General features: G+C 64.0%; 24 protein-coding genes, 1 tRNA gene and 1 pseudogene. 7 read left to right on the top strand and 19 right to left on the bottom strand.

Annotated features, from left to right (window positions below; translation table 11 throughout):
• Positions 1–371: 371 nt before the first annotated feature.
• The 4 genes and pseudogenes from G542_RS0107980 to G542_RS19495 form a co-directional block, all read right to left on the bottom strand.
• A complete protein-coding gene (locus G542_RS0107980) occupies positions 372–617 on the bottom strand; it encodes a hypothetical protein (RefSeq protein WP_027823844.1) in 246 nt (81 codons plus the stop codon).
• Complete coding sequence (gene dcuC / locus G542_RS0107975) at positions 614–1159, bottom strand: C4-dicarboxylate transporter DcuC (protein WP_027823843.1); 546 nt, start codon at positions 1157–1159, stop codon at positions 614–616. The genes G542_RS0107980 and dcuC overlap by 4 nt, the downstream gene beginning before the upstream one ends.
• Positions 1160–1192: 33 nt before the next feature.
• Complete coding sequence (locus G542_RS18000; RefSeq protein ID WP_266105372.1) at positions 1193–1630, bottom strand: transposase; 438 nt, start codon at positions 1628–1630, stop codon at positions 1193–1195.
• Positions 1631–1705, bottom strand: a pseudogene (locus G542_RS19495) (hypothetical protein); the annotation flags it as partial.
• 423 nt (positions 1706–2128) lie between these two features.
• Here G542_RS19495 and G542_RS0107965 point away from each other — a divergent pair.
• Positions 2129–3658 carry a YfcC family protein gene (locus tag G542_RS0107965; protein WP_027823842.1) on the top strand — a complete coding sequence of 510 codons (1530 nt, stop codon included), beginning with the start codon at positions 2129–2131 and terminating at the stop codon, positions 3656–3658.
• Positions 3659–4368: 710 nt separating this feature from the next.
• Here G542_RS0107965 and G542_RS18785 read toward each other — a convergent pair.
• Positions 4369–4599 carry a hypothetical protein gene (locus tag G542_RS18785; protein WP_162142345.1) on the bottom strand — a complete coding sequence of 77 codons (231 nt, stop codon included), beginning with the start codon at positions 4597–4599 and terminating at the stop codon, positions 4369–4371.
• 94 nt (positions 4600–4693) lie between these two features.
• Here G542_RS18785 and G542_RS0107955 point away from each other — a divergent pair, with 94 nt between their 5' ends.
• A complete protein-coding gene (locus G542_RS0107955; RefSeq protein WP_012695792.1) occupies positions 4694–5266 on the top strand; it encodes a xanthine phosphoribosyltransferase in 573 nt (190 codons plus the stop codon).
• A 145-nt stretch (positions 5267–5411) separates the two neighbouring features.
• Here G542_RS0107955 and ubiT read toward each other — a convergent pair whose 3' ends face one another.
• From ubiT to G542_RS0107930, 5 genes are all read right to left on the bottom strand, one after another.
• Positions 5412–5849: a ubiquinone anaerobic biosynthesis accessory factor UbiT gene (ubiT, locus tag G542_RS0107950; RefSeq protein ID WP_012695793.1), complete on the bottom strand. Its 438-nt coding sequence runs from the start codon at positions 5847–5849 to the stop codon at positions 5412–5414.
• A gap of 9 nt (positions 5850–5858) precedes the next feature.
• Positions 5859–6734 (bottom strand): U32 family peptidase, encoded by an 876-nt coding sequence (locus G542_RS0107945; protein ID WP_012695794.1) that lies wholly within the window; start codon positions 6732–6734, stop codon positions 5859–5861.
• Positions 6735–6775: 41 nt separating this feature from the next.
• The gene (gene ubiU / locus G542_RS0107940) at positions 6776–7783 is read right to left on the bottom strand and encodes a ubiquinone anaerobic biosynthesis protein UbiU (protein WP_012695795.1); all 1008 of its coding nucleotides are present in this window, start codon (positions 7781–7783) and stop codon (positions 6776–6778) included.
• A 76-nt stretch (positions 7784–7859) separates the two neighbouring features.
• Positions 7860–8804, bottom strand: coding sequence for a MerR family transcriptional regulator (locus G542_RS16320; protein ID WP_051189971.1), 945 nt, complete (start codon positions 8802–8804; stop codon positions 7860–7862).
• A gap of 79 nt (positions 8805–8883) precedes the next feature.
• The gene (locus G542_RS0107930; protein ID WP_027823840.1) at positions 8884–9651 is read right to left on the bottom strand and encodes a DUF2189 domain-containing protein; all 768 of its coding nucleotides are present in this window, start codon (positions 9649–9651) and stop codon (positions 8884–8886) included.
• Between the two features lie 93 nt (positions 9652–9744).
• Here G542_RS0107930 and G542_RS0107925 point away from each other — a divergent pair, with 93 nt between their 5' ends.
• Entirely contained in the window at positions 9745–10089 is a 345-nt protein-coding gene (locus G542_RS0107925) for an FKBP-type peptidyl-prolyl cis-trans isomerase (protein WP_012695798.1), read from the top strand.
• 228 nt (positions 10090–10317) lie between these two features.
• Here the strand turns inward: G542_RS0107925 and pth are convergent, their stop codons facing one another.
• The 7 genes from pth to G542_RS0107890 all read right to left on the bottom strand — a co-directional run bounded on the left by pth (position 10318) and on the right by G542_RS0107890 (position 15896).
• Complete coding sequence (pth, locus tag G542_RS0107920) at positions 10318–10887, bottom strand: aminoacyl-tRNA hydrolase (protein ID WP_012695799.1); 570 nt, start codon at positions 10885–10887, stop codon at positions 10318–10320.
• Between the two features lie 77 nt (positions 10888–10964).
• Positions 10965–11522 carry a 50S ribosomal protein L25/general stress protein Ctc gene (locus tag G542_RS0107915; RefSeq protein ID WP_012695800.1) on the bottom strand — a complete coding sequence of 186 codons (558 nt, stop codon included), beginning with the start codon at positions 11520–11522 and terminating at the stop codon, positions 10965–10967.
• 83 nt (positions 11523–11605) lie between these two features.
• Entirely contained in the window at positions 11606–12559 is a 954-nt protein-coding gene (locus G542_RS0107910) for a ribose-phosphate pyrophosphokinase (RefSeq protein WP_012695801.1), read from the bottom strand.
• A 91-nt stretch (positions 12560–12650) separates the two neighbouring features.
• Positions 12651–12725: transfer RNA gene (locus tag G542_RS0107905), tRNA-Gln, on the bottom strand.
• Between the two features lie 7 nt (positions 12726–12732).
• Positions 12733–13569 (bottom strand): 4-(cytidine 5'-diphospho)-2-C-methyl-D-erythritol kinase, encoded by an 837-nt coding sequence (gene ispE / locus G542_RS0107900; protein ID WP_012695802.1) that lies wholly within the window; start codon positions 13567–13569, stop codon positions 12733–12735.
• A gap of 27 nt (positions 13570–13596) precedes the next feature.
• Positions 13597–14157, bottom strand: a complete 561-nt coding sequence (lolB, locus tag G542_RS0107895) for a lipoprotein insertase outer membrane protein LolB (protein ID WP_012695803.1) — start codon at positions 14155–14157, stop codon at positions 13597–13599.
• On the bottom strand, positions 14154–15896 hold the full coding sequence (locus tag G542_RS0107890) for a tetratricopeptide repeat protein (protein WP_027823837.1): 1743 nt from the start codon (positions 15894–15896) through the stop codon (positions 14154–14156). The genes lolB and G542_RS0107890 overlap by 4 nt, the downstream gene beginning before the upstream one ends.
• A gap of 129 nt (positions 15897–16025) precedes the next feature.
• On the opposite strand from G542_RS0107890, the gene mutM reads away from it, so the two are divergent.
• Entirely contained in the window at positions 16026–16844 is an 819-nt protein-coding gene (mutM, locus tag G542_RS0107885) for a bifunctional DNA-formamidopyrimidine glycosylase/DNA-(apurinic or apyrimidinic site) lyase (RefSeq protein ID WP_012695805.1), read from the top strand.
• A gap of 46 nt (positions 16845–16890) precedes the next feature.
• Complete coding sequence (locus tag G542_RS16315) at positions 16891–17706, top strand: lysophospholipid acyltransferase family protein (RefSeq protein WP_081433677.1); 816 nt, start codon at positions 16891–16893, stop codon at positions 17704–17706.
• On the opposite strand, the gene G542_RS0107875 is transcribed toward G542_RS16315, so the two are convergent.
• Complete coding sequence (locus G542_RS0107875) at positions 17633–18469, bottom strand: symmetrical bis(5'-nucleosyl)-tetraphosphatase (protein ID WP_012695806.1); 837 nt, start codon at positions 18467–18469, stop codon at positions 17633–17635. The genes G542_RS16315 and G542_RS0107875 overlap by 74 nt on opposite strands.
• 126 nt (positions 18470–18595) lie before the next feature.
• On the opposite strand from G542_RS0107875, the gene G542_RS0107870 reads away from it, so the two are divergent.
• The gene (locus G542_RS0107870; protein ID WP_012695807.1) at positions 18596–20620 is read left to right on the top strand and encodes a UvrD-helicase domain-containing protein; all 2025 of its coding nucleotides are present in this window, start codon (positions 18596–18598) and stop codon (positions 20618–20620) included.
• Between the two features lie 79 nt (positions 20621–20699).
• The gene (locus G542_RS18900) at positions 20700–20867 is read left to right on the top strand and encodes a hypothetical protein (RefSeq protein ID WP_012695808.1); all 168 of its coding nucleotides are present in this window, start codon (positions 20700–20702) and stop codon (positions 20865–20867) included.
• A gap of 150 nt (positions 20868–21017) precedes the next feature.
• On the opposite strand, the gene pap is transcribed toward G542_RS18900, so the two are convergent.
• On the bottom strand, positions 21018–22577 hold the full coding sequence (pap, locus tag G542_RS0107860; RefSeq protein WP_012695809.1) for a polyphosphate:AMP phosphotransferase: 1560 nt from the start codon (positions 22575–22577) through the stop codon (positions 21018–21020).
• Between the last annotated feature and the right edge of the window lie 33 nt (positions 22578–22610).

Here is a 22610-nt window from a genome sequence, read left to right as displayed (position 1 = left end):
CGTTATTGACTTTCAGAGGTGCTCTCACCATGGTTTTGCGGAGCAAAAAAACGCTTATCTCTTTGATTTGTTGTATTTTCACTCAGGAATCATAATCCGCAGGTCCGGGGTTCGAGTCCCTGATTCGCCACCAAATAATCAAGCAAAAGGCCAACTCAACCGAGTTGGCCTTTTGCTTTTCCAGGCTATGTAGCCACGGTGTAGCCAGTTTTGGCTGCACGGGAGAGCAGGTTTCTTGCCGTGCTGTATGGGGAAGGATCTTGGTTCTCTTGAAACATGCTCGAAACGAGACGTGGTGGTTAAAAAAGAAATCTGCTGTTGCCCTCCAGCCGGACTGGGTGGAGGGGATATGCCGCAATGCCCTGTGCTGTTCAAAATCTTCCTGCCACCCGTACAACCCGCCCCAGAACCTGAGCAGCCGTGACGGCCAGTTGCCCGGAGCTCACTGTTTCAATCAGCCGCCCCAGACCGGGAGCCGGAGCGGTCAGGAACGGATCCAGCCAGCGTGACGAGCACAGCAGCGGCAGGGCCCGTACCGACAAGGCTGCCGAACCCAGTGTCGTTGCAGCCATACTCACCTGCCGGTTTTCGGCCCGTTCCTGGATGCACCAGGTCACGAAGTGCTCGCAGTTGTTGAACAGCAGGTGCGGTTGACGGCGACCGGCGAAGCACAAATGGCTGCTGCAGCACCACGGCTAATGCCCATGTTGACCATCAACGGGAACAGCGTCGCCATCAGCAACACGCCCAGGCCGGTGGCCGATGACACTGCCAGCGACATGACGCAGGCGACGAAATACGCGGCGACCATCAGCACATACGGCGACTTGATCGCCCCCAGCGGGCGGGCGGCCAGTTTAACCACCATATCGTTGGCGCCGATGTGGGTCATGTAGGCCGCAAAACCGCACAGCACCATGATCATCAGGCCAAGATCAGCCGACCGGTTTGACCGCAGAGGCTTGATGAATTCGACGATATCCGTCATGACCGGCCCGGTGGCTTCCACTTTGTCGGGCAATACCGGCTGCCCCAGCCAGGCCGCTACCGCGAGCAGGAGAACCCCGCCCACCATTAGCACCCCGGTTGGCGAGTGGCCTTTGAAAATGTAGCGGCCGACCACGGCCGTTACCGCAAAGCCAATCAGCAACTCCAGCATGATGCACCCCTAAAATTAAGCAATGCCAATTTGCTAATGCTCAACGCCATGCAACACGGGATACTTGCAAAAAACTGATCTGTCACGACAGGAAAACTCTTCATCCTTGGATGAGGCCTCCTGAAACACAGGACCGGACTGTCCTAGGTATCTGAGCGGTACAGTATCGTAAGCGCCATCACCGCTAACACTCGCCAACGGCTCCGCCAGATTCAGTTGCGACAGCCGTGCTTCTGCTTGCTCAGCGTCGTCCTGACGATAGTCGGTCATCTTCGCTGCCCGGACATCCAAGGTGGCGGCATCAATGGCCAGATGGACTTTGCACCAGGCCCGGCAGTACCCGGAGCCATGCTTTTTGACCTTCCATTCTTTCTTGCCGCAAATCTTGAGACCCGTGCTGTCGACCAGCAGGTATAAGGGTTCAGTCCGGCAGCAAACCGGGATGTAGACAGTCAGGATGGCTTGCCGCAAGGCCAGTTTGAACAATGCTTTCAGCGTCGGCGCCGTTTGAATGGCGGCATCGGTATAGACCGGCGGACGCCCGTTGACCCCGGTACGTTCCCCCGGTCAGGGCGTGTCAGGTGGCAGCCAGATCGTCAAATTGCTCCGGCTTTGCAGGCTGTGGTTGTCTTCGGGTCAGTTAGTGGTGCGGTAGCGGGGCTTGTGCGGATTCATGTGGCGAGTCTACTTCGCCAGCCAGCTGGACAGCCCCGGCAGGGGAGTTCTGCAACAACCCCCCCTTAAAATTAACTGATGCTTGACGCCAATCAAATATTGTGTGCGTCAACATGGTTGTCTAAAAGTGCTATCGGCGTATGGTGGCGCTTGCGATAGCGCTATCGATTTCACGGGTCGCCTCCACGACCAGCCAGCCATAAGCCGGCTGCCTGTGGTCGGCACATGCCTGCCGCCCTGCCGCGCGCGACCTTGCCTACCGGTTTTCCGGGTGACATCGACAAGGATCGTCGCATGAGTACCACGACCTCGCCCCGACGGCTGTTCAAGACTTTTCCGTCCGCCTTCAGCATCCTGTTCCTGATCATGCTGATCGCCATCATCCTGACCTGGATCGTCCCCGCCGGCTCCTTCGCCAAGCTGGCGTACGACAAGCCCGCGCAAGCACTGGTGGTTACGCCGCCGACCGGGGCGAGCTACAAGGTGCCGGCGACGCAGGCCGAACTTGACCGGCTGGGCGTCAGCATTGACGTCAAGCAATTCGTCGACGGCACCATCCGCAAGCCGATCGCCATCCCCGGCACCTACGAGCGGCTCGCGCAGTCGCCCAAGGGACTCGCTGACGTGACCGAGAGCATGGTCAAGGGCACCATTGAGGGAGTGGACATCATCGTGTTCATCCTGGTGCTGGGTGGGCTGATCGGCGTGGTCAACGCGACCGGCGCGTTCAACGCGGGCCTGGTTGCGCTCTCGAAGAAGGCACAGGGCAATGAGTTCCTGTTCGTCGCCTCGGTGTGCACGGTGATGGCAGTGGGCGGCACCACCTGTGGGCTGGAAGAAGAGGCCGTCGCCTTCTACCCCATCCTGGTGCCGATCTTCCTCGCGTTGGGGTATGACTCCATCGTCTGCGTCGGTGCCATCTTCCTCGCCGCGTCGATGGGCACCACCTTTTCGACGATCAACCCGTTCTCGGTGGTGATCGCCTCGAACGCGGCCGGCATCGTGTTTACCGAGGGTATCCTGTGGCGGACGTTCGGCCTGGTAGTCGGCACCGCGACCGTGATTGGCTACCTCTACTGGTACTGCAAGCGGCTTAAGGCCGACCCGGGCTTCTCGTACACCTACGAGGACAGCGCGGCCTTCCGCGCGCGCTTCCTGGAAGGCGGCTCGCTGACCGAGGCCGAACCCCTGACGCTGCGCCGCAAGCTGATTCTCACCCTGTTTGTCGCGGCGTTCCCGCTGATGGTGTGGGGGGTGATGGCCGGAGGCTGGTGGTTCCCGCAGATGGCCGCCTCCTTCCTCTCCATTGCGATCATCATCATGTTCATCTCGGGTGAGGCCGAGAAGAAGCTGGTCGAGGCCTTCACCAAGGGAGCATCAGAGCTGGTCGGGGTATCGCTGATCATCGGCCTCGCTCGTGGCGTCAACATCGTGCTCGACCAAGGCATGATTTCGGACACCCTGCTACATTACGCGTCGGGATTGGTGGCCGGCATGCACGGCAGCGTGTTTGCGGTGGCGCAGATGCTGGTCTTCACCCTGCTGGGCTTCGTGGTGCCGTCCTCATCCGGCCTTGCCGTGCTGTCGATGCCTATCATGGCGCCACTGGCCGATACTGTCGGCATCCCGCGTTACATCGTCGTCTCGGCGTACAACTGGGGCCAGTACGCGATGCTCTTCCTCGCGCCGACCGGCCTCGTGCTGGCGACCACGCAGATGCTGGGCATGCGCTTCAACCACTGGGTGCGCTTCGTTCTGCCGATGGTCGGTTTCGTGCTTGGCTTCGGTGCGCTGTTGCTGGTCGCGCAGGTGATGCTGGCCTGAGCAGTGGCTGTCATTTTCAGAAGGCGACTGCACGAAATTTCAGGAGTCGGCTGAACAGCCCTCTGCGCCGCCTAATAAGGCGGCGCAGAGGGCTGTTTTCCAGTGCGGCACGCCTCGCGGAGGTTCAACCCGTTGGCGACAGGCTCCCGTGCCCGGTACAGATGATCGCGTTTGGCATCGGATAGCGGGCGGCCTCGATACGGCTAATGGCTTGTGCCGCCATCCGCATAGGATCGTTCGAGGAACGCATTCCACAGGCGTAACCTAAACCCCGTTTACACAAAAATTCGACCAGGTCCCAGGCAGGTTTTCGCAAAGAAATGATCTACGATGACGCACGTTTGCTGCCGGGCAGTGTGAAGCGGGGAGCGGGTATTGCCTGCATGTCGTACGTGCTGGCCAGCGAGGCATTGGAGCAAGGGGGCTGGTCTTGTTGCCCGAATACGTCCGCTTGCCTGGTCAGGGCTGGTGGATGTCACGGACAGAATGCGAACCCCGTTCTCCTCTTGTGCGCGAGTTGTTTGACTGGCTGCGTGCAGAAGCGGCTTTGGTGGGCATGTAATCTTTGCGGCTACGTGTACTGGCAGCTGCACATTACAAGCGGGCTGCCGAAGCATGGAGTCCGCGCGGGCTGATGTCTCGTGAGCAGGGCAGTCCCTGCCGCACGGTGTGGCCTGCTCCTCCACCCGGGGCAGATTGAGCAAGGGGAGTCATATGCCCGACGGTGTGAAAGGAGATGCTCGCCAGGTAGCGAGCCTTGTTTTATAGCGTGCCTCCAACTGGACCCGCTCCGGAAAACGCATCCACGAGATGGCAACAATCTTCGCCGCCAGGTCAGGCTTGTGTTCCAGCAGGGGGTAACGTTTGAACAGCTTGCTGGAGAGGCGGTTACCGTTCTCCCTGATGCTGCGGATGATGACGTCGAGTTCGGTACCCGCCATCGTTGGTCTGATTTCCGCCAGACAGGCTTGGGGTAATCCGTGCGTACCCGGTAGAATTGCGCGCTTTATCGTGTTTCCCCGCCCGCCCTCCATCATGGAAACCCTCAAGCGCAAAATCATCGACGAAGGCCGCCTGCTCGACGGCCATATCCTCAAGGTCGACAACTTCCTCAATCACCAGATCGATGTACGGCTGATGAACGACATCGGCCAGGCGTTTGCCGAGCGTTTTGCCGGTACCAGAATCGACAAGATCCTCACCATCGAAGCTTCCGGTATCGCAGTGGCTGCCATTGCCAGCCAGTATTTCGGCTTCGTGCCGGTCGTGTTCGGCAAGAAGACCCAGAGCCTCAATCTGGATGCCGAAGCCTTCGAGTCCGAGGTGTACTCGTATACCAAGCAGACCTCCTACAAGGTGCGCGTTTCCAAGCGTTACCTGCGGCCGGGCGAGCAAGTGCTGATCATTGACGATTTCCTCGCCAACGGTGCAGCCGCCAGCGGCCTGATCGACATCGTGCGTCAGGCCGGTGCCGAACCGGTCGGTGTGGGCATCGTGATCGAAAAGGGCTTCCAGCCCGGTCGCAGCAAGATCGAGGCACACGGCATCCGGGTGGAGTCGCTGGCGATCATCCAGAGCTTCGATGACAACCAGGTGCATTTCGGCTGACGACAGTTGTGGTGCTGCATTCCCCTTGTCCATGAGACGGCCGGCTGCAAGCCGGCCGTCTGGCCGTTCGGGTATCCGGCCAGAGGAACCGGCATCATGAAAAATGCCCCGGCATGACCGGGGCGTTTGGCAGGAGAGAAGCGGCTCAATGCGCCATGAAGCGGGCGAAGGGCGTTTCGGACCAGTCAATGCTGTCGAGCAGGTTCTTGACGATCAGGCCCAGCTCGGTGTCGCCCTCGATGTCGAGGCGGCGCGAGAAAAACAGCGTGTCCGGATCTTCTTCGCGCAGTGCCAGCCGGGCAAAGTCGCAGGCCTTGGCGCCAAAGTAGAGGTCTGGCGTCTCGGGCCGGTCGATGGCCGAAAAGCTGCCGTTGTGCACGGTAAAGCAGGCGCTGATCGCGGCATCGGTGGCTTCGACCACGAAGCTGCGTCCTTCCAGCAGGGCCACGGTATCGACCGGCAGTACGCCACGGCCGGCGGCCAGGTTCAGTGCTGCGGCCAGTGCCATGGATGGCGGCCGCTTGGGCAGCATGCGGTGCAGGCCGGCCAGCGGTGCCGGGACGGTGAAATCAGGAATGTTCATGCGCGGTCCTCAGGTCAGGTCGATGCCGGCTCGGGCGTGCCAGTAGCCATTGCAGAGCGGAGCGTGGGCCAGCGTGGCAAAGTCGGCATCCACCGATCCGGTGCTGGCGCGCCGGAAGGCCGCCGCAACGGCCAGCGTGTCTTGCGATTGCGGGCTGATGCGGGCGATGTCGACGCCGCTGGCTGCCAGTTGCGGCAGCTCTGCTCCCAGGTTCATCACGGCACCGGACATGGTCTGGATGCCGTTCATGGTCAGGAAGCCCTGGCCTTCGCGCGTGTCGAGCGGCAGGCCGTCGGGGTGTTCCATGCAGCGGAACTGGCAGTCGTCCTTGTTGAGCGTGTAGTAGCGGGCGGTAAAGCAGCGGGCAGACAACGCCAGCGGCAGGCGGCCCCACGCAAACACTTCGCAGCTCAGTCCGGCCGGGCGCTGTTGCAGTACGCGGGCCACCCGCTCGCGCGGCATTTCCACCGGCGGTACCCAGCGCTTGACGCCCAGGCGGGCGAGGAAGGCCAGCGAGTCTTCGTTGTAAAGATTGAGGTGCGGACCGGCCACCACGTCGCGGCCGGCAGCCCGGGCAAGCCTGAGGGCGCCGAGGTCGTTGGCTTCGATGGCAAAGCTGGTGGCGTCGATCAGCCGGCGCAGGCGCTTGAGGTCGGATTCGCTTTCCAGCAGCGCCTGGGCCGACAGCACCACTTCCTTGCCGGCGTCGGCCAGGTCACGGGCCAGTCCGATCCAGTCGTCGGTACGCAACTGCTGGCGACGCGAGCAGACGGTTTCGCCCAGATAGACGATATCGATGTCGGGGCTGGCGGCAACTTCGGCGTAAAAGCGCATGACCTGGTCACGCGGCCAGAAAAACAGCAGGGGGCCTAGAGAAATTTGCATGAGTGTCGAGTCGGTAGCGCGGGCTTGCGCCCGATCGCGGATTATTTCCACGGGCGGTTGTAGGCACCCAGCGTCTGTTGCTGGCCTTCTGCCAGCTTGCCAAGCTCTGCCTGCCAGGCCGGACGGACGCTGAAGCGCGGCCCTTCGGCGGCGGCGGCATCAAGGGCGGCGCGCAACACGCGGGTTGCCTGGGCGACGTAGGCCGGGCTGCGCTGGCGTCCTTCGACCTTGAGGGCGGCGACACCGATGTCGATCAGTTGCGGCAGCATGTCGAGCACGTTGAGGCTGGTCGGTTCTTCCAGCGCGTAGTACGTGTCGTCGCAGACGTCAAAGCGGCCCTTGCACAGGGTCGGATAGCCGGCCGGTTCGTCACGTCCGTAGCGGTCGATCAGGATGCCGTTGAGGCGGGCCTCGGTGCCGTGCTCGGTTTTTTCCCACTTCACGAACTTGGCCGGCGAGCAGACGCCATGGGTATTGGGCGATTCGCCGGTTGCGTAGCTGGACAGCAGGCAGCGGCCTTCGACCATGACGCACAGGCTGCCAAAGCCGAACACCTCGATTTCGACTTCGGTGTTTTCGATCACGTGGCGGACCTGGTCGAGCGTCAGCACGCGCGGCAATACGGCGCGCTGGATGTTGAACTGCTCGCGGCAGAAATTGATGGCTTCGTAGCTGGTGGCCGAGCCCTGCACCGACAGGTGCAGGCGCAGCTGCGGATGGGTGCGGTGCGCGTAGTCGAGCAGGCTGAGGTCGGCGAGGATGATGGCATCGACCCCGAGTGCGGCCGCTTCGTCAACGGCCCGGTGCCACTTGGCGGTTTCTCCGGCCTGGGCGTAGGTGTTGATGGCCATCAGCACCTTGCGGCCGCGGGCATGGGCATAGGCGATGCCGTCGCGGGCGGCCTTTTCGTCAAAATTCAGGCCGGCAAAATTGCGGGCGTTGGTGTTGTTCTTGAGCCCCATGTAGACGGTGTCGGCACCGTTGTCGATGGCAGCCTTGAGCGCGGGGAGACTCCCCGCAGGACAGACAAGTTCGGGAGGTCGGGGCATGAGGACAATAAGTCGCTAAGGACGGATAAATGCCGCCGAGGGTAGCAAAACCGTTCCGGATGGCCCTTGAGGCAGGTCAAGCCGCTGCCGGCCCTCCGGACGCATCAAGTCCGTGGCTGTGGCGCCACTGTGCCACCTGGCCTTCCAGTGTGGCGAAGTCGCGGATGACCTGTACGCCTTCCGGCAGTTCCGGCAGGCGGCAGCCCGAGCCGCCCATCCAGATGTCCGTGCCGACCGGCAGGTGTGGCCGCAGTGCCTGCACGGCTTCCAGCGGTTCGCCGGCGTAGGCCGACGAAAAAGACAATGCCACGATCTGGCTTTGCAGGCGGGTGGCGGCGCGGCCAATGTCGGAAAACGGCATGTCGGCACCAAACGACAGGGTGTCGCAACCGGCCAGCCGCAGCATGACCTCCACCATCAGGAGGCCCAGCGAGTGTTGCTCGCCCGGGCAGGTGGTCAGCAGCACGCGGGGCGGCCGGACCGGCAGTTGCAGGCGTACCAGCGTTTCGCGCAGCAGGCGGCTGACCATTTCGGTGTAGAGGTGTTCTTCGAATACCTCGATCTCACCGCGCATCCAGGCAGCCCCGATGTCTTCGTTGTTGCGGGCGAGGGTTTCGGTCACGAAAGTACGCAGGCCCTGCACTGCCAGCTGCATTTGTAGGGCATCGCGCACGGCAACCGGATCGTCGCCGCGCAGCAGGCGCACGATGTCCGACTGTACCAGCGCCGGCGGCGCGGATCGGGCCGGCTGGCGCGCAAACAGTGCGTCAAGCTCGTCCGTTTCCATGTGCACGATCTTGCCCGGCCGGAACCCCAGATCCATCAGCCGGCGCAGGAGCCGCAGCTTGTCGATCTGCTCGCGCGGATACACCCGGTCACCGTGTTCGTCCCGCCCCGGCAGCGGAAAGCCGTAGCGGCGTTCCCACATGCGCAGCAGATCCTTGGGAATGCCGGTTTCGCGCTCGACGGCGCTGATGGGCAGGCCGTGGGCTGGCAGGGAGGAGGCAGCGGATATCGTCATGGTGCGGCGATTATGCCATGTCCGCTTGCCTCGCCTGCAAGGGCCGGTGTGGAAATGCCCCTGCCTCCTGTCGGCAGGTTCAGCCGCTCACCATGTCGCGGTAGGCGTGCCAGCTGGCCAGTCCGGCAATCGGCATGGTGACGGCCAGCCCCAGTGTGCCGCTGGCAAACCCGGCCAGGGCCAGCCCGGCCAGCAGGGCGGCCCAGACCAGCATGGCCGGCAGGTTGGCGCGGACCGCCCGCAGGCTGACCAGCATGGCGCTGAATGCATCGATCTCGCGGTCGATCATCATCGGGATCGATACCACGCTGACCACGAACACCAGTGCGGCAAAAGCCAGGCCGATGCCGAACCACAGCACGAGCAAGGTGGTGTCAGCCGGAGCGAACATCTGAGTCAGCAGGCTGTCCAGCGTCGGCAGCGGCCCGGTGGCAAACAGGGCAAACACCAGCAGGGACACCCGGAACCAGATGAAGGTCATGATGGCGAGCAGGGCGGCAAACAGGGTGACGGACTGCACGTTGCCACGCCATGCCGTCAGCGATACCCGCAGCGATGCCGTGCCGGTACGTTCGAGGTCGCGGGCAATGGCATAGAGCCCGGCGGCCAGGAACGGGCCCAGCAGCAGGAAGGCGGCCGACAGTGTCATCACCATCACCGGCGAACGGGCGAACAGGCCGAACAGCAGGAAGCCCATGACCACAAAGGCCACGCCGTAAAACAGGGCCGGCAGCCATGCCCGTTGCAGGTCGGTCAGGGCGTGCAGGCACCAGCCAAGGGGAGCGAATGCATTGACACGGCGGACGGCAGGTAGCGCCGGGCGGACCGGCTCATGCGGGATATCCATGACATGCCTTTCACGAAAGAGGCCTCTGAATTCGATTTATAGCCAGCGTGGCAGACACTACAATCAGCAGCCTGACTGACAAGGAGCAACAGCATGAGCAGCATGACGACGGCCAGCGGCCTGGTGATCGAAGAACTGTCCGTGGGGCAGGGGGCCGAAGCGGTCAAGGGACAGGAAGTCACCGTGCACTACACCGGCTGGCTGACCGACGGCCGCAAGTTTGATTCCAGCGTGGACCGCGCCCAGCCGTTCAGCTTTCCGCTGGGTGCCGGGCGTGTGATCAAGGGCTGGGACGAAGGTGTGGCCGGCATGAAAGAAGGCGGCAAGCGCAAGCTGACCATTCCGGCGGCACTCGGCTACGGCGCCCGCGGGGCCGGCGGCGTGATTCCGCCCAATGCCACGCTGGTGTTTGAAGTGGAGTTGCTGCGCGTAGGCTGAGTCTGGCCGGGGGACAAGCGCAGAAAAGGCGTCCTGCAAAGGGCGCCTTTTCCATGTCCGGTTGCCAGGGAAGATCGTGTACGGTGCCGGCAAACGGCAAACGGCAAACGGCAAACGGCAAACGGCAAACGGCAAACGGCAAACGGCCGTGGCTGTGCTGACCGGAAGCACATCCGCTTGCCGGTGATGCTGCCCGCAGGCCGTGCGGGATTGCCTGGCCGGATTGTGTTACTTGGCTGCGGTATGCAGGGTTTTCATCGCGGCCGGAAAGTCACCGCGGAGCACGTCAGGCAACGTATCCAGAGCGTGGCCGATGGCGATGTCGATCAGCGTCTGCTCTTCGCTGCGCGGCGGCTTCAGTACGAAATGCGCTACCTGGCTCTTGTCGCCCGGATGGCCGATGCCGAGGCGCAGGCGCCAGTAATCCGGCGTGCCCAGCGCCGAGTGGATGTCGCGCAGACCGTTGTGTCCCCCGTGGCCTCCGCCTTTCTTGAAGCGGGCGCTGCCGGGCGGCAGGTCGAGCTCGTCATGCACGACGAGGATTTCCTCGGGCAGGATCTTGTAGAAGCGGGCGACGGCGGCCACGCTTTTGCCCGAAGCGTTCATGTAGGTTTGCGGCCACACGAAGTGCAGTTCGCCCGAGCGGGCGTAAAGTCCGAAAAACTTGGATTCCAGCCGCGGCGTGGCGTGCTCGCGGCGGGCTGCCTGGTCGGTGAACCAGGCACCGGCATTGTGGCGGGTGGCAGCATATTCGGGGCCGGGATTGCCGAGCCCGACGATCAGACGGATGGTGCTCATGCGAATGGTCACATTGAAGATGGCAAAACGGCCCGCGCCGGGGCGCGAGCCGTCTGGAGGCGGAAGCCTTGCGCGGATCAGGCGCGGGCGACCGACAGGTCCTTGCCGCTGCGCAGCGAGGCAAATTCCACGCCTTCCGGCAGCTTGATGCTGGACAGGTGCACGGATTCGCCGGCGACCAGGGTGGACAGGTCGACTTCGATTGCGGCCGGCAGGTTGGCCGGCAGGCAGCGCACCACGGCAGCGTTCAGCAGGTGGCCGATGATCTTGCCGTTCATCTTCACGGCCGGGGAGATTTCGCCGTTGATGAACTTGAACGGTACCTTGGCTTCGATGACGGTGTTGGCGTCAACGCGCTGGAAGTCGATGTGCTGGACTTGCGGCTTGAAGGCGTGCATCTGCACGTCGCGCACGAACACCTGTTCGGTCGCGCCGTCGATCACCAGGTTGAGGATGCTGCTGTGGAAACCTTCTTTTTGCAGCGCGTAGTAGAGGGTGTTGTGGTCGAAGCTGATGGCAACGGCGGCCTTGCCGGCACCGTAGACAACGCCCGGCACCACGCCAGCGCGACGCAGGCGGCGGCTCGCACTCGAACCCTGATCGGCACGCTGTTGGGCTTGGATTTCGATGGTCATGAAAAACTCCAGAGGTCAAAAAAAGACGCCGACCGCGACCAGCCGGTGTCGGGTGACGCCACGCACGGGGCGTGGCGCCGGAATCATTCCATAAAGAGGTAGCTGACCGACTCTTCGTTGTTGATGCGGCGCAGCGTTTCGGCCAGCAGGCCGGCGATCGACACCACGCGGATGTTCGGACAGGCAGCGGCTTCCGGTGAGGTCGGAATGGTGTCGGTCACGACAACCTGGTCGATTTCCGAGGTACGGATGCGTTCGACGGCCTGGCCGGACAGCACGGCGTGGGTGGCGTAGGCCAGCACGCGGGCGGCACCCTTCTGCTTGAGCGCGGCAGCGGCCTTGCAGAGCGTGTTGGCGGTGTCGATCATGTCGTCGACGATCAGGCAGGTACGGCCCTGGATGTCGCCGATGATGTTCATCACTTCGGCCACGTTGGCCTTGGGGCGACGCTTGTCGATGATGGCAAGATCAGCGCCGAGGGCCTTGGCCATGGCGCGGGCACGTACCACGCCGCCGATGTCCGGGCTGACCACGGTCAGGTTTTCGATGTGCTGGCTCTGGATGTCCTTGAGCAGTACCGGGGTAGCGTAGATGTTGTCCACCGGGATGTCGAAGAAGCCCTGGATCTGGTCGGCATGCAGGTCAACGGTCAGTACGCGGTCGATGCCGGCGCTGGTGAGCATGTTGGCGACCAGCTTGGCCGTGATCGGCACGCGGGCCGAGCGCGGACGGCGGTCCTGGCGGGCATAGCCGAAGTAGGGGATGGCTGCGGTGATCCGGCCGGCCGAGGCGCGCTTGAGGGCGTCGACCATGGTCAGGATTTCCATCAGGTTGTCATTGGTCGGCGCACAGGTCGACTGCAGGACGAAAACGTCGCGTCCGCGCACGTTTTCGAGGAGCTCGATGGCGACTTCACCATCGCTGAAACGGCCGACGTCGGCGCGCCCCAGAGTAATGTCGAGGTGTTTGACGACGTTTTGCGCGAGCTCCGGATTGGCGGTCCCGGTAAAGACCATCAAGCTATCGTAGGCGGCCATGGTGCGTTCCGATCAAGACAAACAAAAAGCGTGTAAGTCAGCTTCAACTTACACGCTTGGCTTCACATTCGTCGAATTGGAAGTTGTATTGTGGCTGGGGAGGTAGGGATCGAACCTACGAATGCCGGAATCAAAATCCGGTGCCTTACCACTTGGCGACTCCCCAGTAACCTTTACTCGATCCCGCAGACCGGATGGCGTTGCAGTCCCTTGACCACAAACCCCCGGTAGTCCTGCGACACCGAACGGTAAACTGTCCGTGCATGCTGTTCGGTCGGACATTCCAGAAAGACACAGCTTCCCGATCCTGTCATGAGGGCTTCGCCATATTCGCTGAGCACTTCATGACACCTTGCAACCTGCGGAAACTCTTGGAAAACAACAGCTTGCAGATCGTTTCTGCGTTTTGTTGCCCCCGAGAGGCTTCGCATTATGGAGATGGGCGAATCGCGTGTCAACAGCGTGGACGAAAAAATTTTCGCGGTGGGTACGGATACGCCTGGGTCCAGCACGACGTACCAGGCATCCGGCACTTCGCAAGGTGTTAATTCTTCGCCGATTCCGCTGGCAAAGGCTGCTTCTCCAAACACGAATACCGGCACGTCGGCACCCAGCGTCAGGCCGATGGCCTGGAGTCTTTCCCGCGGGAAACCACAGCCCCACAGCCGGTTCAGTGCCAGGAGGACCGTTGCAGCATCCGAGCTGCCGCCCCCCAGTCCGCCGCCCATGGGGATGCGCTTGGTCACGCGGATGCTGGCACCCAGTGGGCTGCCGCTGGCCTGTTGCAGTGCCCGGGCAGCCCGGACCGTAAGGTCGCTTTCGGGGGAAACGCCGGGCAAGGGGGTGTCCAGAACGATGGCGCCGTCCGTGCGCACGGCCAGTTCGATGTCATCGCACAGGTCGATGAAGCGGAACACGGTTTCCAGCAAGTGGTAGCCGTCGGCACGGCGGCCCACCACGCTCAGGGTCAGGTTCAGTTTGGCCGGAGCCGGGAAGCGTTGATACGTCATGGCAAGCGAAGGCAGCGAAAAGGCCGGTCAGCGTGTGGGCTGCCAGGCGTTGAGGGCAAAGCGGATTTCCAGCTGGGGGCCGCGGGTCAGGATCACGCGCCGCGGGCGCGGGCCGTCGGCGGTCTCGGCCGGTTCTTCGGCCTTGATGCTCCAGCCGTCCTGCTCGAAGCCTCCGGTAATCGGCCGCCACGGTCCGGGGGCCGGCTGGCCTGCGATCCACCAGCCGAGATTGTCGAGCGGCAGCGGCCAGCCGAGGGTTTCGCGGGTCAGTGTTTCGGTGTCGTCAGCGCAGCGCTGACGGTCTTTTTCCCGCAGGCAGACCAGACCGTTTTCGCGCGTCAGGGTCGCGAGAATCTGTCCCAGCGGGTTGAGGATGGCGATGTCGTCATCCCCCTGGCGGCGCAGCCAGTCAAAGTTGGCGTAATAGCCCTTGCCGTCGGCGCGGACGGCCAGACGACCTTCCAGCCGGAAGTCTGTCGGTTCACCCTGGCCTTCGACCACGGGCATGGATACCGGGCGCAACTGGGCGCAGGCAGCCAGCCCCAGCAGGCACAGCAGCATCAGGCTGCGGGACAGCGGTTTCATCATGGCGCGAGTTTCAGGCGTTTGAGCGTGCCGGTGAGCACGTCATGGTCGGCATGGTCCTGCAAGGCTTTGGCCGCACGGTTGCGGGCCTCGTCCGGACGGTCGAGCTTGATCAGCGTTTCCACAATATGGGCTGCAATTTCGCCGTCAGGCAAGCGGCGATAGGCTTTTTCCAGCCATTCCAGCGCCTGCGGATAGCGGCCGAGCCGGAATTCCACCCAGCCCATGCTGTCGAGGATCATGCCGTTTTCCGGTTCCTGCGCGACCGCCTTTTCGATCAGGCTGCGCGCTTCCCTGAGCTTGACGCCTCGGTTGGCCAGCATGTAGCCCAGCGCGTTCTGGGCCATGGCGTTTTCAGGCTCCAGGCGCAGGGCCTGGCGCAGGTTTTTCTCTGCATCCAGCGGACGGTTGAGCTGGTCGGCCAGCATGCCGCGCTCGAACCACAGCAGGTAGGACTGGGGATAACGCTTGAGCGCACTGCCCAGCATGCGGTAGGCGCGTTCGCGCTGGCCGGCATCACGGGCCAGCTGGGCACGCCAGACCTCCAGTTCGGCGCCCTTGCCACCGGTTTGCAGTGCCAGCTGCTCCAGTCGGGCAAGGCCTGATTCCAGCTTGCCCTGTTTCGCTTCCAGCCCTGCCAGCCGTCCCTGTGCTGCCGGATAGTGGCGGCCGGACCTGACGGCGAGATAGTGCGCGCTGGCCGCTTCGGGCTGGTCGCGCTCTTCGGCCAGCTGACCGAGGGTCAGGTGAATGAAATCGGGGTCGCGATAGCCTTTTTGCAGGGCGGCCTGCAAATCCTGCTCGGCCGTGTCGTAGTCCTGCTGCTCGATGGCCAGGATGCCGAGCGCGTAGAGGATGTCGGGATGGTCCGGTGCCTGTTTTGCCAGCACGGCAAACGAGGCGCGTGCTTCGTCATAGCGTTTTTCCGCCACCAGGAGGCGCGGATACGCCAGTTGCAGGTCGATCGAGGCCTGTGGCCGGTCGGCCAGTGCGCTGGCGAGGAAATCCACGGCATGTGCCGGTTCCTGCGTGCGCAGGCGTTCGACCCGCCACAGCACCGGCACGGCCCAGTCGGGCGACAGGCGTGCCAGCTCGCGGATGGCGGCATCGGCCTCGTCATCCGCACCGGCTTCGGTGGCGGCTGCGGCGAGGGCAAAGCGTGATTCGGGCAGTTTGGGATAACGGCCTGCCAGTTCGCGCACCACGTTCAGTGCCTCGGTCTTGTCGGGCTGGCGCGGGGCCAGTGCGGCCAGCTGGCCGAACAGCGGTGCGGCAGCCGCCGGCGAATTGAGCAGGAAGTCGAGCAATGGCCGGGCATCGGCCAGCCGGCCGGCACGTACCAGCGCCAGCGCCAGCTGCTGGCGGGCCAGCTGCGACTCGGGGTCCAGCGCACTCCAGAGCGACAGCGAGGAAATGGCCTGGTTGAGGTTGCCGCTGATCAGCGCCATCTCGGCCGCACGCCGGGCCAGCCGCGGATCACGGGTTTCTTCTGCCAGCTCGAGGAAGGTGCCGGCTGCCGCGCCGGTGTGGCCGCGCTGACCGGCGATTTCACCGGCCACCACGCTGAAGAGGATGCGCTCGTCGAGTTCCAGGCGCGGCAGGCGGGATTCGTCGCTATCTTCGGTGGAAGGCTTGGGCGCCGCTGCCGGAGCCGGGGTGGCTGCGACGGGCGGACGAATGGCCGAACAGGCCGCAAGCAGGCTGGCTAACAGGATTCCCAAGGCCGGACGAGTGACATTCATGGAGTGTTCTGACTGGATAAACGGTGTACACGCGTAGTGCTCTCAGCATAACACGCAGGCGCGTTCCATCGCGGCCAGGATGGAGGGGTGAGCTATCATGCAGCGCCCTGTCCGAGTGTGGAGACCCTCATGCCCGAATTGCCCGAAGTCGAAACTGTCCGTGCCGGACTGACGCCGCACCTGACCGGCCGGCAGATCAAGGCCGTCACGGTGCGCGAGCCGCGCCTGCGCTGGCCGGTGGACCCCGACCTCTCCGCAAAGCTGGCGGGGCTGGAGGTCCGCACTGTCGAGCGGCGGGCCAAATACCTGCTGATCGGCTTCGGGCACGAGCAGTGGCTGATCGTGCACCTGGGCATGTCCGGTTCGGTTCGGGTCCTGCCGGACGACACGCCGCCGCAAAAGCACGACCACCTCGATTTCATCCTCGATGACGGACATCTGGTGCGTTACCACGACCCGCGCCGCTTCGGTGCCGTGCTCTGGCACCTGGGGCCGCCCGATAGCCATCCGCTCCTCAGCCGGCTGGGGCCGGAGCCGCTGTCGGACGGGTTTGACGCCACCGGCCTGCTGCACGCGCTGGCCGGGCGGCGGCAGGCGCTGAAAGTGGCGCTGATGGACAATGCCGTGGTGGTCGGCGTCGGCAACATCTACGCCAACGAAAGCCTGTTCGAAGCCGGGCTCGACCCGCGCCGGCCGGCCCTCTCGCTGACCGCGGACGAGGCCGGGCAGCTGGTGCAGTCGGTCAGGCACACGCTGGCGCGGGCCATTGCTGCCGGTGGCAGTACCCTGCGCGATTTTCGCGACGCCATCGGCAAGCCCGGTTATTTCCAGCAGGACTACGCCGTGTACGGCCGCCAGGGCCAGAGCTGCCCCCGCTGCGGCGGCCTGGTCGAGCGCTGCCGGCTGGGACAGCGCTCGACGTTTTTCTGTCCGGCCTGCCAGCGTTGAGCGCCGCGATTTGTCGGTGTATCCGGATTCCCGTTATCGTTCGGCCATGAAATCCACTGTTTCCCTTCCTGTCCGCCTGTGGCGCATCTGCCGGCTGGTGGTGCATCTGTTCCGCGGCCTTGTACTGGTATCCGGCCGTTATGGCCGCCTGAACCGGGCCGGCCGGGCGCATGCCGCCCGTGACTGGGGGCACCGCCTGCTGTCGATCCTGGGCGCCCGCGTGCGCGTCGAGGGTGAGCCGCCCGAAATGATCTGCGCCAACAGCTTTTTCGTGGCCAACCACGTTTCCTGGCTCGACATTTTCGCCATCCAGAGCGTGTCGGCGACCCGCTTTGTGGCCAAGAGCGAAATCCGCCGCTGGCCGGTGGTCGGCTGGCTGGTAACGCGCGCCGGCACCCTCTACATCGAGCGGGCCTCCCGCCGCGACGCCATGCGCGTCAACCAGATCCTGGCCAACGCCATGCTGGAAGGGGACGCCATGGCAGTGTTTCCTGAAGGCACCACCAGCGACGGGCTGGGGCTGTTGCCGTTCAAGGCGTCCCTGTTCGAGTCGGCCCGGGTGGCCGGCAGCCTGATCCGGCCGGTGGCGATCCGCTATCTCGATGCCCATGGCCGGGTATCGGAGGCGGCGGCCTACATCGACGGCGTCAGTTTCCTGGGCTCGGTGTGGCGGCTGGCCGGCGAGCGCAGCACCGAAGTCGAGCTGCATTTCCCGCCGGCGTACCCTGCGGTCAACCAGTCGCGTCACCAGCTGGCGCTGACGGCCTATTCGCGCATAGCCGGTGCGCTCAAGCTGCCGGCGGCTGAATCGGACGAGTCACTGGACATGCCTGCTGGAATAGCTGCCGATCAGACAGCCTGAGTGCGGTCAGCTGGCCGCCCCACAGGCAGCCGGTATCCAGGCCGATGGCCCGGCCGTCGACATGCAGGCCGAGCGCCGACCAGTGTCCGAATACCAGCGGGATGCCGGCTTCCTGCCAGCGCGCGTGCGGCGCGTCGAACCACGCCAGCAGATCGGGCGGGGCATCGGCCAGTTCGCCCTTGAAAGCAAAGTCCATGTCGCCCTGACGGTTGATCAGCCGCAGCCGGGTCATGGCGTTGACGATCATGCGCAGGCGGTCGATGCCGGTGAGGCTGTCGTCCCAGCGGGCCGGCTTGTTGCCGTACATCCGGGCAAAAAACTCGCGCCAGTGCGGGCCGCCCAGCCAGTCCTCCACCTCGGTGGCGAGGTCCAGCGCCTGGTCCAGGGTCCAGGCCGGCAGCAGCCCGGCATGCACCATGGCGTAGCCTTCGTCGAGCACCATCAGGGGTTGCAGGCGCAGCCAGTCGAGCAGCACCTTGCCGTCTGTGGCTTCGAGGATCGGCGCCAGCGTGTCGCCCGGCTTGAGGCGTCCGTAGCCCTGGCTGACTGCCAGCAGGTGCAGGTCGTGGTTGCCCAGCGTCAGCGTCAGCGAGTCCTGGTGTTCGAACGCCCAGCGCAGCATGGCCAGCGAATCCGGGCCACGGTTGACCAGGTCGCCGGTCAGCCACAGACGGTCGCGTGACGGGGAAAAGCCGATGCGCTGCAAAAGCTGCTGGAACTGGGTGAAACACCCCTGGATGTCGCCGATGGCGTAAGTAGCCATGATGCACGTGCACGGATGAAAAAAGATGCTGCGAGTGTACCGTGTACCGCTCCGGCCTGCTGGCGTGGCGGGCCGGCGTTACAATCGGCGGCCTTTGTTCCGTGCCCTTGCGTTGAAAGCCCAGCCATGTCGCTTGCCCAACTCAATCCGCCGCAGCGTGCGGCAATCCGCTACCTCGACGGCCCGCTGCTGGTGCTGGCCGGGGCCGGCAGCGGCAAGACGCGGGTCATCACGCAGAAGATCGCCTACCTGATCCGTGAAGGTGGTTTCAGCGCCCGTAACATCGCCGCCATCACCTTCACCAACAAGGCCGCGCGCGAGATGCTGGAACGGGTGGGCAAGCTCCTGTCGGCCGACGAACTGCGCGGGCTGACCGTCAGCACCTTTCACTCGCTGGGCCTGATGATGCTGCGCCAGGAAGCGCAGCACGTCGGCTACAAGCCGCGCTTTTCCATCCTCGACAGCGCCGACGCCACCAAGATCATCGCCGACATCCTGCACACCACCAGCAAGGACGAAATCCGGCGGGTACAGGGGCAGATTTCGCGCTGGAAAAACGACCTCGTGGCTCCCGAGTCGGCCCTGACCGACAGCCGGAACGATTTCGAGCAGGCCTGTGCCCGTGTGTACCTGAGCTACCAGGACACGCTGCTGGCCTATCAGGCGATGGACTTTGACGACCTGATCCGCCTGCCGGTCATGCTGTTCCGCCGGGATGCCGAGGCGCTGGCGCGCTGGCAGGGCAAGCTGCGCTACCTGCTGATCGACGAATACCAGGACACCAACACCTGCCAGTACGAGCTGGTCAAGCTGTTGTCCGGCGTGCGCGGCATGTTCACCGCCGTCGGTGACGACGACCAGTCGATCTACGCCTGGCGCGGTGCCAACGTCGAAAACCTCGCCCAGCTGCGCCAGGATTTTCCGCGCCTGCACGTCATCAAGCTGGAGCAGAACTACCGTTCCACCGCCCGCATCCTGCGCGCCGCCAACAGCGTGATCGCCAACAATCCCAAGCTGTTTGAAAAGCAGTTGTGGAGCGAATTCGGCCTTGGCGAGCCGATCCATGTGGTGCAGTGCAAGGATGACGCCAGCGAAGCCGGCATGGTGGCTACCCGCCTGCTGGCCCACAAGTTTGAAAACCGGACCCGGTTTGCCGACTACGCCGTGCTGTATCGCGGCAACCACCAGGCGCGCCTGATCGAAGAAGCGCTGCGCGAGCACAAGATTCCCTACGCCATTTCCGGCGGACAGTCGTTTTTCGACCGGGCCGAAATCAAGGACGTGCTGGCCTACCTGCGCCTGCTGGTCAATCCGGACGACGACCCGGCCTTCATCCGGGCCGTGACCACCCCGAAGCGCGGCATTGGCAACGTGACGCTGGAGCGGCTGGGCAGCCATGCCGGCGAACGGCACGTGTCGCTGTTTGCCGCCTGCCGCGAAGTCGGCTTTGCCGAACGGGTGCCGGCAGCGCAGCGCGAAGGGCTGGCCGAGTTTGCCGGCTTCGTGGAGCGCATGGCGTGGCGGGCCGTGCGCGAGCCGGCCGGGGCGCTGTTGCAGGAAATGCTGGCTGCCATCCAGTATGAACACTGGCTCTACGACAGCGAGGAGCCGCGTCCGGCCGAAACCAAGTGGAAAAACGTGCAGGACCTGGTGGCGTGGATCACCCGCAAAGCGGAAGCCGACGGCAAGAACCTGATCGAGCTGGCGCAGACCATTGCGCTCATCACCCTGCTGGAGGGGCGCGAGGGCGAGGAAGAGCCTGACGTGGTGCGGCTGTCGACCCTGCATGCCTCCAAGGGGCTGGAGTATCCGCATGTGTTCCTGATCGGCTGCGAAGAAGGCATCCTGCCGCACCAGGAGTCGATCGACACCGGCATGGTCGAGGAAGAACGCCGGCTGATGTACGTCGGCATTACCCGCGCACAGCGCTCGCTGACCATCAGCCACTGCGTCAAGCGCAAGCGCGCCGGCGAGTGGGTGTTTGCCGATCCGTCGCGCTTCATTGCCGAGATCGGCGAAGACGATGTCCGCCATCACGGCAAACCCGGCCAGGCACCGCAGATGACGCGCGAAGAGGGCAAGGCGCGGCTGGCGGGACTGAAAAGCATGCTGGCAGCCAAGCGCCAGACGCCGCCGGCGGACGAATCCTGACGTTTGACCGGCCGCAAAGCCGCTGGCGACCGTGGCGATCTACAGTGAAGCCATCAGGTCACCGGACAGGGGAGGCGGTATGGATTCGTCGTATGTAGCGGGTTGGGGCACGCTGGCGCTGATCAACGCCAATCTGGCGCAGTGCAAGGACCGGCCGGGCTGGGTGTGGTTTCTGGTGTCGCTCCTGCTGGGGCCGGTGGCGACCCTGATCCTGCTGTTCATCGGCCGCGGCATGCGTCAGGGGTAAAACCGGCAACAACCGGCTCCGGAATGACGGGGCCGGTCGTCTGCTGTGTGGCCGGGGCCGGTTACCCCGGCGGCCTGCCCGGAGCAATGGCCTGTGTCCGGCCAGGTTTCATGGACGTGCACGCCACGCCATGCCGCCTGGCGCAGGCTGCTAGCCGTTGTTGCGCTTGCCCCAGACGGAGCCCAGCTCCGGATAGTCGCCCTTGCCGACGAGTTTCTTGCTGTTGTCGAGGCGGGTTTCGATGGCTTCGCAGACGGTTTGCAGCACTTTGACGCGGGCGTAGTACTTGTTGTTGGCTTCGACCAGCGTCCAGGGCGCGTTCTGCGTGCTGGTGCGGTCGATCATGTCGCAGACGGCCACCCGGTAGTCGTTCCAGCGCTCGCGGTTGCGCCAGTCCTCGTCAGTGATCTTGTAGCGCTTGAAGCCGGTGTCCTCGCGCGCCTTGAAACGCTTGAGCTGTTCGTCGGGCGAGATCGCCAGCCAGAATTTCACCACGATGGCGCCGCTGTAGTAGAGCTGCATTTCAAAGTCGTTGATTTCGCCGTAGGCGCGCATCCAGTCCGGCTCGCGGCAGAACCCTTCGACGCGTTCGACCAGCACGCGACCGTACCAGCTGCGGTCGAACACCGTGATGTTGCTGCGACGCGGTATGTGACGCCAGAAGCGCCACAGCCACGGCTTGGCCCGCTCTTCTTCGGTCGGGGCGGCCACGGCCACCACGCGGTAGCGGCGCGGGTCGAGCACCGAAGTGATGCGGCGGATGGCGCCGCCCTTGCCCGCTGCGTCATTGCCTTCAAACACCGCCACCAGCGAGTGGGCGGCGAAGGCCGGGCTGCGGATCAGCTTGGCCAGCCGCGATTGCAGTTCAGCCAGCTGGTCCTTGTAGGCGGATTTTTCCAGCGGCTGGTCGAGTTGCAGCGTGTCGAGCAGCATCAGGTTGTCGATCGGCGGCAACAGCGGCGGCGCATCGTTGGGCGGTGTCAGCGGCGAATCCAGCCGGCTGCGGATAGTGTTGAGCAGGGTCTGGGCCACGGTGATGTCGCGGAAATTGCCGTCGGTGCCGTCCACGACTACCCACGGTGCTTCGGCGGTGCCGGTCAGGCGCAGGATGCGTTCGGCCTGGTCGCGGATGCGGTCGTAATCCTTGTGGTGCTGCCAGTCGCGGGCACTGACGCGCCAGTGGGTGGCCGGATCTTTCTCCAGTGCCTTCAGGCGTTTTTTCTGGCCGTTTTTCGACAGGTGCATCCAGAACTTGACCAGCACGGCGCCTTCGGCCACCAGCTGCTTTTCAAACATCAGCACTTCGTCGAGGGCCAGCCGGACCTGGGTTTCGCTGAGGGTGCCATAGACGTGGCCGAACAGGATGTCCGAATACCAGGTGCCGATGAACACGCCGATGCGCCCGCGGGCCGGCAGGGCATTCCAGTAGCGCCACATCCACGGGCGCTCGGTCGCCTCGTCGACGAGGTCGGTGTAAACGTGGGTCTGGGCACTGACTTCGACGATGCGCGGATCCAGCCAGGTATTGAGCAGCGACAGCGTTTCGCTGCGCCCGGCGCCGTCCATGCCGTTGATCAGCACGATGACCGGCGTGTCGGCGCGTTCCTTCAGTTCGTACTGCACGTCCAGCAGTGCTGCCCGCAGGCCGGGCTCGATTTCGTCATACCGATCCTTGTCGAGGTGGTGTCCCAGTTCTGCCGATTCGAACATGCCGCTTCTCCGTATTGCGTCACAAGACCGTAA

This window comes from Laribacter hongkongensis DSM 14985, from assembly GCF_000423285.1.
Lineage (GTDB): Bacteria > Pseudomonadota > Gammaproteobacteria > Burkholderiales > Aquaspirillaceae > Laribacter > Laribacter hongkongensis.
The sequence above is the reverse complement of the archived record's forward strand: the minus strand, read 5'-3'. Positions and strand labels throughout refer to the sequence as shown.